This window comes from Paenibacillus elgii NBRC 100335 (genome assembly GCF_004000865.1).
GTDB classification, from domain to species: domain Bacteria; phylum Bacillota; class Bacilli; order Paenibacillales; family NBRC-103111; genus Paenibacillus_G; species Paenibacillus_G elgii.
On record NZ_BIMB01000054.1, the window covers coordinates 38406 to 49267 of the forward strand.

The 10862-nt window shown below is 56.2% G+C and carries 8 protein-coding genes; 6 read left to right on the forward strand and 2 right to left on the reverse strand.

Annotated elements, in window-relative coordinates:
* Positions 1-10: 10 nt before the first annotated feature.
* Positions 11-2920 (reverse strand): 1,4-alpha-glucan branching protein domain-containing protein, encoded by a 2910-nt coding sequence (locus PEL01S_RS28260; protein WP_127462636.1) that lies wholly within the window; start codon positions 2918-2920, stop codon positions 11-13.
* A 12-nt stretch (positions 2921-2932) separates the two neighbouring features.
* Entirely contained in the window at positions 2933-3442 is a 510-nt protein-coding gene (locus PEL01S_RS28265; protein WP_127462637.1) for a DUF4912 domain-containing protein, read from the reverse strand.
* A 473-nt stretch (positions 3443-3915) separates the two neighbouring features.
* Between PEL01S_RS28265 and PEL01S_RS28270 the strand changes: the two genes are divergently transcribed.
* The 6 genes from PEL01S_RS28270 to PEL01S_RS28295 all read left to right on the forward strand — a co-directional run.
* Positions 3916-4344: a hypothetical protein gene (locus tag PEL01S_RS28270; protein ID WP_063185754.1), complete on the forward strand. Its 429-nt coding sequence runs from the start codon at positions 3916-3918 to the stop codon at positions 4342-4344.
* Positions 4345-4651: 307 nt separating this feature from the next.
* A complete protein-coding gene (sigI, locus tag PEL01S_RS28275) occupies positions 4652-5461 on the forward strand; it encodes an RNA polymerase sigma factor SigI (protein ID WP_063185756.1) in 810 nt (269 codons plus the stop codon).
* Positions 5454-7004, forward strand: coding sequence for an anti-sigma factor domain-containing protein (locus tag PEL01S_RS28280; RefSeq protein WP_163767792.1), 1551 nt, complete (start codon positions 5454-5456; stop codon positions 7002-7004). The genes sigI and PEL01S_RS28280 overlap by 8 nt, the downstream gene beginning before the upstream one ends.
* 194 nt (positions 7005-7198) lie before the next feature.
* Positions 7199-9370, forward strand: coding sequence for an S-layer homology domain-containing protein (locus PEL01S_RS28285; protein ID WP_127462639.1), 2172 nt, complete (start codon positions 7199-7201; stop codon positions 9368-9370).
* Between the two features lie 206 nt (positions 9371-9576).
* Positions 9577-10593: an aldo/keto reductase gene (locus PEL01S_RS28290; RefSeq protein ID WP_127462640.1), complete on the forward strand. Its 1017-nt coding sequence runs from the start codon at positions 9577-9579 to the stop codon at positions 10591-10593.
* 72 nt (positions 10594-10665) lie between these two features.
* A partial coding sequence (locus PEL01S_RS28295) for a hypothetical protein (protein ID WP_164824330.1) occupies positions 10666-10862 on the forward strand: 197 nt, incomplete at its 3' end.

Genomic DNA, 10862 nt, shown 5'->3' on the forward strand with positions numbered 1-10862 from the left:
CCGGCCACTGTCACGAGCCGACGCCGGATGCCGGAGGCTTGCGCGAGCGAATCCGCTCCTCATACTGCTCCGCTACGGCGCCTGCAATGCGTTCCAGCGCATAGTGCCGTTCCAGCTTGAGCCGCGCCCGCTCCGCCATGCTTCGCCCGAGCTCCGGCTGCCGCAGCAGGTCGCCGACATGCCAGGCGAGCGATTCGACATGGCCGGGCAGCGCTTTGTACCCGTCAACGCCGTGCTCCACGAGCTCGGCGAGCCCGCCGGTATCCGACAAGACGACGGGGCATCCGTGCTTCATCGCCTCCAGGGCAACGATGCCGAACGGCTCGTACAGGCTCGGGATGACGCACACGTCGGCCGCACGGTACAGCGCCGCTTTCGTCCCGTCGTCAATGAACCCGGTGAAGCGCACGCGGTCGCCGAGATGGGCAGCCTGCCGCTTCAGCTCGTCCTCCATCGGCCCGGAGCCGCCGATGAACAGCACCGTGTCAGGCGCGCCCGACAAAATGTCCGGCATCGCGTGGAGCAGCGTCTGCACGCCCTTCTCGAAGACGAGCCTGCCGACAAAAACAAGCACGCGCCGCCCTTCAACATTGAACCAGCGTTTGGCGTCTTCCTGCGAATCGGCCAAGCTTCCGACAGGCTCCTCCAGCTTCACCCCGTTCGGGAAAACGAGCATTTTGTCGTCCGCTTGCCGGAACAAGTCCTGCACTTCCCGTTTCATCGCATGGCTGCAGACGAAGACGCGTTCCGAATCGTAGGTGAGCCGCCATTCGAGCCGGTGTATCCGGTTCGACAGGTCGGTATTCAGCCGTCCGTGATTCCGCCCCCATTCGGTGGCATGAATCGTGCAGACGAGCGGAAGGCCGTAGCTCATTTTCAGCTCGCGGGCCGTGTGGTACACCATCCAATCGTGGGCATGCAGCAGATCGATGCGCCCGCCGTTTTCTTTATAACGGACAAGATGATCCGTGAAGGCCAGATTCATCTCGAAGGTCCAATCGTAAAAGTCCGTATCGCCGGAATGCAGCACCGGAACGCGGTGCACGTACACGCCGCCGCGCTTCTCGAAATACGGCGCGCCGTCGTGCGCGCTCGTCACCACATGTACGATCGCGCCCTGCGCGGCCAGCGCCTCGGATAAATCGGCCACGGCGCGGGACAGCCCGCCGACCGTTTTGGGCGGGTACTCCCAAGCGAGCATGAACACGTTCGGGCTATGCTTCGTTTCCTCCAGGATTTGTCGGAAATGCTCCGCATCCGGCAGCAAAGGAACCGGCGACGCCCGGTGAATGGAAACGTAATCCCGATAGTCAATCCCGGGAAAGCAGTTGTCCTTCGCTTCCAGCTCCGCGACGAACGATTCGTTGACCACCTCTGCCTCGATTTGTTCGCACAGCAGCCGGAAGCAGCCGAGGTGGTCCTTCGTCCGGCGGCAGGCGTAATCGACGACCGTCTGCGAATCCATAATGAACGCCCAGTCGCTGCTTTGCGCTAGCATCAGCTCGCGGGCCGCTTGATTCAGCGCGCGCTTCAGGAGTCTCTTACCTTCCTCCAAATGCTCGTGCTTCGTGGCAAGCCGGATCATCCGCAGCTCGGCTTCGTGCAGGTGGCGGTAAATCCAATCGTTGTTCCCCTGCAGCCATACCTCCGCCGAAGCCATGCGGCCCCAGCTGGATTCGTTCACTTTGCCCGTATCGGCGACGGGGTACTCCCGCAAATATTCCGAAGGCGTTACCATCCGCAGCTCATACGGATCGTAAAACAGCTTGCGGCACAGCATCTCGATCCACAGCGGCCCTTCGTACCACCAATGGCCGAACAGCTCGGCGTCGTAGGGCGAGACGATGATCGGCTTGCGGTCCAAATGATGATGCCAATGCTCCGCCTGCTTTTGCCGGTTGAACAGAAAGTTGCCCGCATGCTCGGCGGCCTTGCTTCTTGCCCATTCCGGGTTGTACGGCTCGCGGTGTCCGTCTTTACCGGTGATGCGGTAATATTTGATGCCCGTATTGACCCTTTCGTGCGTAGGCAATACGTATGGGCGAATATGCTCCCACTCCGCCAAATCGTGCCAGCCAAGGTCCCAGCCGATATCCCGGTAATATTCCCGATAGTCGTAGTCGCCCGGATATCCGTTCTCCGCGCTCCATACCTGCTGCGACGATTCGGGATCGCGCGGAAACGCCGTGACGCCGTAGGGCGTCATGAGCGGGGCATACAGCTCGCGGTTCGGGCGCGGGGTGGCATAAGCGACCGCCGTAGCGTCGGCAAAAAAATAATCGATGCCGCACGATTTCAGCACCCGGTCCACCCCGGGGGTGAAGCCGCATTCGGGCAGCCAGATGCCGCGCGGCGGGCGGCCGAAATGCCGTTCGTAATCGCGGACGGCCGTGAGAATCTGGGCGCGAATCGCCTCTTCGGTTCGCATTAGCGGCAAAAAGCCGTGGGTTGCGGCGCAGGTGATGATTTCGAGCATGCCGAGATCTTGGTAATGCTTAAAGCGGGACACGATATCGCGTCCGCAAGCCTCGTAAAGCCGGCTCAGCTCGCGGAATCGCTTGGCGTACATGCGGGCGAGCGGCTCGAAGCGCTCGTCGCCCCGAAGCCGGACGATTTCCTGATCCGCCAGCCGGATCATCTTGGCCAGATGGACCGCGTAGCGTTCTTGCATCAGCGGGTCCGTGCACAGCGCCAGCAGCGTAGGCGTCATTGAGAAGGTGAGCTTGAATTCGATGCCTTCCGCCGCCAACCGACTGAACAGGTCGACGAAGGGAAGGTACGTTTCCGTCATCGCCTCGTAAAACCAGCGCTCCTCCATATAGTCGTCGCGATCGTAGTGACGGATATAGGGCAAATGGGCGTGAAGAACCAAAGCCAGATAGCCCTTCGGGTCCGGCTTCGGCTGGCCTCGGTTGAGCATAAACGAAGAACCTCATTTCATCCAGCTGTGGTAAGCGCTGAAATTCTCAAAATCGTACGGTCGTATACGAGCGGGAGTTTTGCCGGGCTCCCGTGCTTCCGGTACGGTTGGCTGCAGCGGAGCGCCCCACGGAGCGGGGCTGTCCCGCGGCGTGCGAACGGCGCCAGACCGCAGCAGCGGAACGAACTGCCGCCGGATCGTATAAACTCCGTAATCGACGGTCCATACGGTATCGGCCGAAACCCCATGAATGTACCAACGGTCCGCCTCCGGCGTCGTCTCGATATCGAAATGACGGTGCGCGTTGTTCCCGTTAAAGTACACGCCGGTAACGTCGTATACCCGCAGCACCTTCGGCAGCACGCCCCAGTCGCACTCAAAATGCTGCGAGCACAGCCAGCGCTTGCGGTTGCCGACTTCCCAATAAACGAACAGCGTATGGGCATCCCGGACCATCAGATGCAGCAGATCCTTCTCGTAGCGATCCGGCAGCTCGAATCCGGACGTCGGAATAGACCGCACGGCAAAGTCCTCCTTGGAAACGAACTTTATCTTTAACAGAATTTGCAAATCGCAGCCAATTTATGCACGCAGGAAGCGAGGGAACGACCTGCCGTTTCCGAGAAGGAAACATTTAACTAGGCATCTGCGAGGCGAAAAAAGAGGATTTTTGGCGCTCTTGGTCGAATAGATTAGGGATAGCGGCATGGGTCTTTTTTTTTTGTTGGTAAGAATGGATAAGCTTTTTGCAGTCTACAGCTGCGCATAAACGATTGACAATTCGCTAACGTCACTATAAAGCAAGGAGACCATGCGGCTTGGGATGCGCAAACATCGAGAAACCTTTTACAGGAAAATAACGTCAATATAGTTGGAATCGTCCTGGGTGACTTCAAATACGATTCGACTCACGCTTTTTCCAGTCAAAACGTTTTCCGATCAGTTTGCAATCATAGCCGTCATAGATTCAAAGTGGAAACAGGGGGACGAGGACGATGAGTTTTTGCTGCGGAGCCAGCATGTTGGGGACCAAAGGGACGCTAAGACATATCCGGACGCAGATTCATAACGTGCCGTTATTGTTCTGCCCGGTATGCCACCGTGTGGAAGTGCACCATCAGGTGGAAAACGAGTACGAGATCCTTGCCGAATACGCGCATGGAGACGGCGCGCCGGAAGTGGATTTCCAAGAGTACGTCGAGCATCGGGACGTTCAGGAGATGTTCGAGAACTGCGTCAATCACGAGAACGAAGAGCCGCTTGAGGTCGTTCGAAGCCAGATCGACATGGCGCTTGACCTGTTGATGGTGGCCAAAGAGATCGGCGACGCCGAATGGGAGCAGCAGCTCAAAAAAAGGCTGAACGTGCTCAGCCAGCGCCGTCACAAGCTGAAAAATAAAAAGACCATGCGTGGCCTGTCTTAAAAGTACCAAGCTTTTGCAAAAACGTCCCTTCTTCGCCAAGCTTCTTTGCAGGCAAAGACAGCGCCGGCAGCGGCGCCGTATGCCCATGTGAGCGTGGCGCTGCTGCCGCATGGCGATGCGGTCCGGCGCCCGGGCAAGCCTGCCGCGGCTGCGGCTTGGATAGGGACGTTTTTTGCGGCTGGCCCGGTTGGAAAACCCGTCCTGACACGCAAAAAAATTCCTTAAGAAATATAGGCGTCCAGCCTTCGAAATGACCCCCGTAATCGTATAAGCGACAGCGAAATTTTTAAGCAGAGAGGTGGAACGATTGCTGCTGGTTTTATTTAAGAAATTTCTCGGAAAACGCCAGGCACACCACTCGGATTCCGCGGATGCGCAAACGCCGGAACAAATCGTAATTTTGATTCAAGAAGGTGATCTACGCCTCCGCAATCAATTCATCACCGATTATCAACCTTATGTTGCGAAGGTAACGAGCAGATTTTGCAAAAGATATGTGGACCCGGCCCGGGACGATGAGTTCAGCATCGCGCTCGGCGCCTTCAATGAAGCGATCAATCAATTTTCACCGCAGGCCGGAAGGTCGTTTCTCGGATTTTCCGAGCAGGTCATCCGCCGGCGACTCATTGATTATGTCCGCAAGGAACAGCGCTTCTCGCAGCAAATTCCGTACAGCACGTTCGAGGTGGAGGACGAGGAGGACAACATCGTCAACCCGGTCGAAATCCATCAGGCTGTTGAACAGTACGAGAAGCAGAAGGGAATGGAGGAGCGGCGCAGCGAGATTATCGATCTGAACCGCTGTCTGTCCGAATTCGGTATCCGCTTCGGAGATTTGGTCGATGCTTCCCCTAAGCACGACGACTCGCGTCAGGCGCTCTTCGGTATTGCCAAGACGCTCTCGAATGACGGCGAGCTGATGCGGATCATGTTATCCAAGCGGATGCTTCCGATTAAGGAGCTGCTGGCTCAAGTGAAGGTTTCGCGCAAGACGCTGGAACGAAACCGCAAATTTATTATTGCTGTTGCTCTGATATATCAAGGACCTTATCCGTATCTCAGAGATTACTTACATATCAGAGAGGAACATGAAAAAGGGGAAGATGTCCGTGAATAAAGGGGTCGTGATGGAAATCACGGAAAAAAGCATCGTTGTGATGCGTCCGGACGGCAAGTTCGAGCGGGTGCCCCGCAAGAAGCGGACTTGCGAAATCGGCGAAGAGATCGTCTATGCGGATAGCGGCATTAATTGGAGAAGTCCTTCCGTCGCCGGCCGTTCGGCGATTGCGGCAGCCGTCGTTTTTGGTCTGGTATTGTTTGCCAGCTTCAATGGGAAGCTGGGCAGTCCCGAGGTGGTAGCCTACGTCTCGATGGACATTAACCCGAGCATCGAGATGGGCATTGACGCCAAAGAGAACGTGCTCGAGCTGCGGGGGCTGAACGACGACGGAGCGGTGCTGGCCCAGGCGGTCGACTACAAGGGGAAAACGCTGGAGGCCGTTACCTCGAAGCTGTTGGACAAGGCCGAGCAGGGCCCGCTTGCCAAGCAAGAGGCGGAGATCGTCATTGCCAGCACCGTCGTCGAGCCTAAAAGCCAGGTGAGCGATGCGGGCATTGCCGAGAAGCTGCGCAAGCAGGTGACCAAGCACATCCAAGAGGCGCACCCGACCAAAGTGGAAGCTTATCAGGTCGCCGCGTTCGCCGCGCCGCAGGAGGTGCGGGAGGCCGCCTCCCAGAACGGTGTATCGATGGGCAAATACACCGTATATTTGAATGCCAAAAGCAACGGAGAGAGCGTAACTCTCGACGAATTGAAGCGAGAATCGGTCCTGCAGATCTCCAAGCAGAAGCCGGAAGTGGCCAAGCTCATTCAACCGGATAAGCTTCCGACCAAAGCGGACATCAAGAAGATGGTGGAGGAAGAGAAGAACGGAGAGCTGGACAAGAAGCTGGAGGAGCAGCAGAAAGACCGCAAGCAGGACAACGGCAAGAACGGGAAAAATGGAAAGAACGATTCGAAAAACGACTCGAAAAACGACCCCAAGAACAACAACTCCAAGAACGACTCGAGAAACGATTCGAAGAACGATCCGAAAAAGCCCGGAAGCACGACCGGGAACGGCGGAAAAGACAAAAACAAGGACGACGATAAAAACGACGACAAGAACGGCAACAAGCGGGGCAGCGATAAAGACGACAAATCCGCAGATCATGGAAAGACGACGCCGGTCAATACAAGGCCGGGCAGTACGCCTCCTGCGGGCACGAAGCCGGGAACAACGAATCCCGGCACGTCGCGTCCCGGTGACAAAAACGACGACAAGAAGGATGACGACCGGAAAAAAGAGGACGATCGCCAAAAGAACGACCGTTCCGGTTCGAATTCGAAAGACCGGGAGGACGACCGGAAGAAGGAAGAGTCCCCCAAATCGAACGATGAGCGCCGGCGCGATGATGCAGACCGGCGCGTTGACGAATCTAAAAAGAAAGAGCAAGACCAACAGAAGGACCAGGATAAAAAGAAGGAATCCGACAGCAAGAAATCGGATGACGGCAACAATAAAAAGCAGGCCGGAGATTCGAAGAAAAAAGACGATAACAAGGCGGACGATTCCCGCAAAAAAGAGGATCGTCAGGACGAGGACCGGAAGAAGGATTAAAATCATATATCGCTCTATCCAAAAACCGTTACCGAGGCGATCACGCCGCTCGGGAAACGGTTTTTTGGGGTTTATTTCACATAAAAAAAGCCAGATGGCCCACCGATAAAATGTAAGAGTGGCGCTTAGCGATAAGGGGGGCGCGCACGAGACAAAAGTATAGTTTAAACATAGTAGCCAAGGAAGGTGTACAGATGCTAAGGAAAGCAATTACAGCAGTATCCATTGCAAGTCTCGTAATCGGGTCTTCTCTTTCCGGTATCGCGGCGGCGGACAATCAAGTTCCGGCTTTTGACGATCTGAAAGATCATTGGTCGAAGAGCGAAGTGGAGTATCTCGTACAGAAAGGGATCGTCGACGGGGTCATACAGAATGGACAACCTGCCATCCTGCCGGACCAAAGCATTACAAGAGCGGAGTACATCAAGCTGCTTGTCTCTACCCGCCAGGTGAAGCTGGCCGAACCGGCTCAGAGCTCGTTTAAGGACGTTGCTGCCTCCCACTGGGCGCTGAAGTACATCGAGGCGGCCAAAGCGAACGGATGGTCCGACGGGTATGAGGACGGGACGTTTAAGCCCGATAACAAAGTAAGCCGAGCGGAAATCGCTGCCTTGATGGTCCGCAGCTACAATCTAAGAATGCAGGAAGGCAATACGGTCGCATTCGAGGATACGGCAGGCCACTGGGCGAACCATTACGTAAACGTCGCCGCTTCGAACAAAATCGTCGAAGGCGATACGGTGAACGGCAAGCGCTATTTTTATCCGGAAAATGCGGCAACCCGCGCCGAAGGGATGGCGATGCTGACCCGGTACTTGAAAACAACGGAAACCGGCGCCAAAGATCCGAAGAAAGAGACGCCGGCTCCTGCGCCGTCAACGACCCCGGCCGCGGGTACATCCGGCACAACCAGTGGAGGAAGCTCCAGCTCCGACTCCGATTCGAGCTCGGATTCCGGCACGCAGAGGGTCACGCTGGATAAAGAGGCGATCCAAAATACGCTTGGCGGCGGCAACCCGGTGGAAGGGACCGACGACTTGAACAACAGGATCGCTTTGATCGGTCTGGACCTGAGCTCTTTTGGCGGAAGCCTTAGCGACATTTCGGTCAAATTGGAGAAGCCGAATACGGTATTCAGCCAGCTGTCCGTTCCCGGTTTGACGGGGCCTGTGGTCGAGTTCTCCACCAACGGGAAGTCGTTTGCGTCCGGCACGCTGACGTTCGATGTCGCCAAAGTGTCCAACAAACAAAATTTGGCGGCGGCGTATTATAACGAAACGACGAAGCGGTTCGAATTTTTGCCTACCGCGTACAATGCGGATCAAGGAACGCTGAGCTTTACGACGACGCACAATAGCAAATACGTGCTGATTGATAAAACGTCCTGGGAGCAAACGTTCCGGGCGCATCTCTCAACCGTAGTCGACGGTACCTACAAGCCGTATATCGATTTTGCCTTCATCATCGACAGCTCCGGCAGCATGAATGACACGGACCCTAAAAATTTGCGCAAAACGGCGGTTACGAGCTTGGTTTACGGCTTGAAGCACGATCCGGAGAGTCCGCTGAAGACGGAAACGGTAACGGTGGCCAAGTCGGTATACGAGGATGGGAAAGGGTATCACTTCGAATACCCGACCGTAACGAATCAGGTCTATTCCTTGAGCGACCGGGCGGCGATTATCGATTTTGACTCCGGAGTGCGAACGTACGCGACATTCTCGGCCCACAGTCAGACCGTAGCCGATGCGGTGTACCATATCGACAGCAACGGCGGAACGAATATTTTCGCAGGGGTTCGCGAAGCGGTGAAGCTGTTCGATACGTACGGAGACAACGGACAGCGGAAAATCGCCCTGCTGCTGACCGACGGACAAAACAACTTCGCGACGACCCAAGACGATCTGAACATGCTGAAAGAGGCATTCGAAAAAGGCATCACGATCATCACGATGGGACTGAGCAGAGATGCCGACCTCAGCCTGCTGAAGCAAATTGCCGAATATACCGGGGGGATGTACTTCCAGGTGCAGACGGCCGACGATCTTGAGGCGTACTTCAAGTCGGCGCTGGAGAACAGCTATCACGAAGATAAAGACCAGGACGGCTTGGACGACTTCTACGAGAAGACGGCCGGAATGATGCTGGAGAACGGCATGATCATCCGGACGAGCACCGATCCGCTCACCGGCAAGGACACGGACGGGGACGGTTTTACGGATCTGGAAGAAATGGGCCAGCCGGAGGATATGGTCATTACGGCGGATATGATGCCGGAAGGCAGCGCGCTGGTAGGCAAAACGGTGAAGGTATTCAAAAACTTCAAAAGCTTGCCGACCGACAAAAACGACGTGCCGAAACCGTAAGTGCATATGGTGAGTCATAGGATACAAAAAGCGGGTTTGCCTTTCGGGGCGGCCCGTTTTTTGCCGTTTCAGGAAAGAGAACAGAGGCGGTTAAGCCTGGGAGTCTGCGAGGGAGGCACGTTCCACAGACTGTTATTTTGGAGCCGGTTGCTCTATAATTAATTAAGGGAGAACATGTAATTTTTCCATGAGGGAGAGACTTGGATATGCGTTACACGACGTTCGGAAGCACGGGATACCGCGTCTCTTCGCTCGGCTTCGGGGCGATGAACTTGCCCGGTGTACCGCTCGAACAGGCCCGGGAGGCGCTGAATTACGCGCTTGACGAAGGGATCAACTACATCGATACGGCCGCAGCCTACCGCAACAGCGAAGAAATTATCGGCGAATGCATTTCGCACCGCCGTTCGGAATATTTTTTGGCGACGAAGACGGGGAAACGGGATTACAAGTCGGCCATGGAGGAAATGGAGCGCAGCCTGGACCGGATGAAAACGGACGTTATCGATCTGCTGCAGATTCATTATGTCAACACAGTTCAAGAGTTTAAAGCGGCAATGGAAGAGAACGGCGCATACCAGGCGGCGCTTGAGATGAAGCGCAAGGGGCATATCCGGTTCATCGGCCTGACCGGGCACCGGCCGGAGCTGCTTGCGAAATGGATCAGCAAAGGGCAGTTCGATCAGGTGCTGTTTCATTTGAACTTGGCGCAGCCGTTCGCTTTGGACGAGCTGATTCCCGAGGCAAATCGGCAGCAGATGGGGAAGACGGCAATGAAACCGCTGTCGGGCGGCTTTATCCAGCCGGTGTCGAAGGCGATTCGCTATCCTTACAGTCAGGACGTGCATGTGACGATCTCGGGCATGATCAGCGTTGACGAGGTGAAAGAAAATATCGCCGCGATGCGGGAAGAAGTCGGGGACGATGAACGGCATGAGCTGGAGGCGCTGGCAGTGGAGCTCGGAGCGCATAACTGCCGCCGGTGCAATTACTGCTCCTGTCCGATCGGCGTGACGATTCCCGACATTATGATTTCAAGTCAAGTGCGCCGGACGTTCGGCTTGCTGCCGAAGGGCGACGGGTTTTACCAGAAGCAAAAGGACAAAATATTGTCCTGTGCCGACTACGAGCCCTGTAAGGAGAAGGCGCTCTGCCAGCAGCAGTGTCCGTACCATCTGCCGATGCGGCAGGTCGTGATGGAGGCCGCCGGGTATTTCGGCTGAATTTTTCGGCTAGGGTGAAGGAAGAACTTTGCGGGGATCAGCGCCCGCTCAAATCGATAAGGAGTGACGAGAGTGGAGACGTTGGATCGTTATATTACGCAGGAGCTGAAGCTGCGCATCGTATTGGTGAATGAGGAGCGCTTTGGCGGGGCTGGAGTCGGCGAAGCCGGAAGCGAAGCGCCGGCGGGTGCGGAGGGAGACGCGGCGGAGGCCGTCGCGCTCGCGGTATTCGTCACGCCGGAGGCGCTGGCGGCGAACGCGTGGACGGC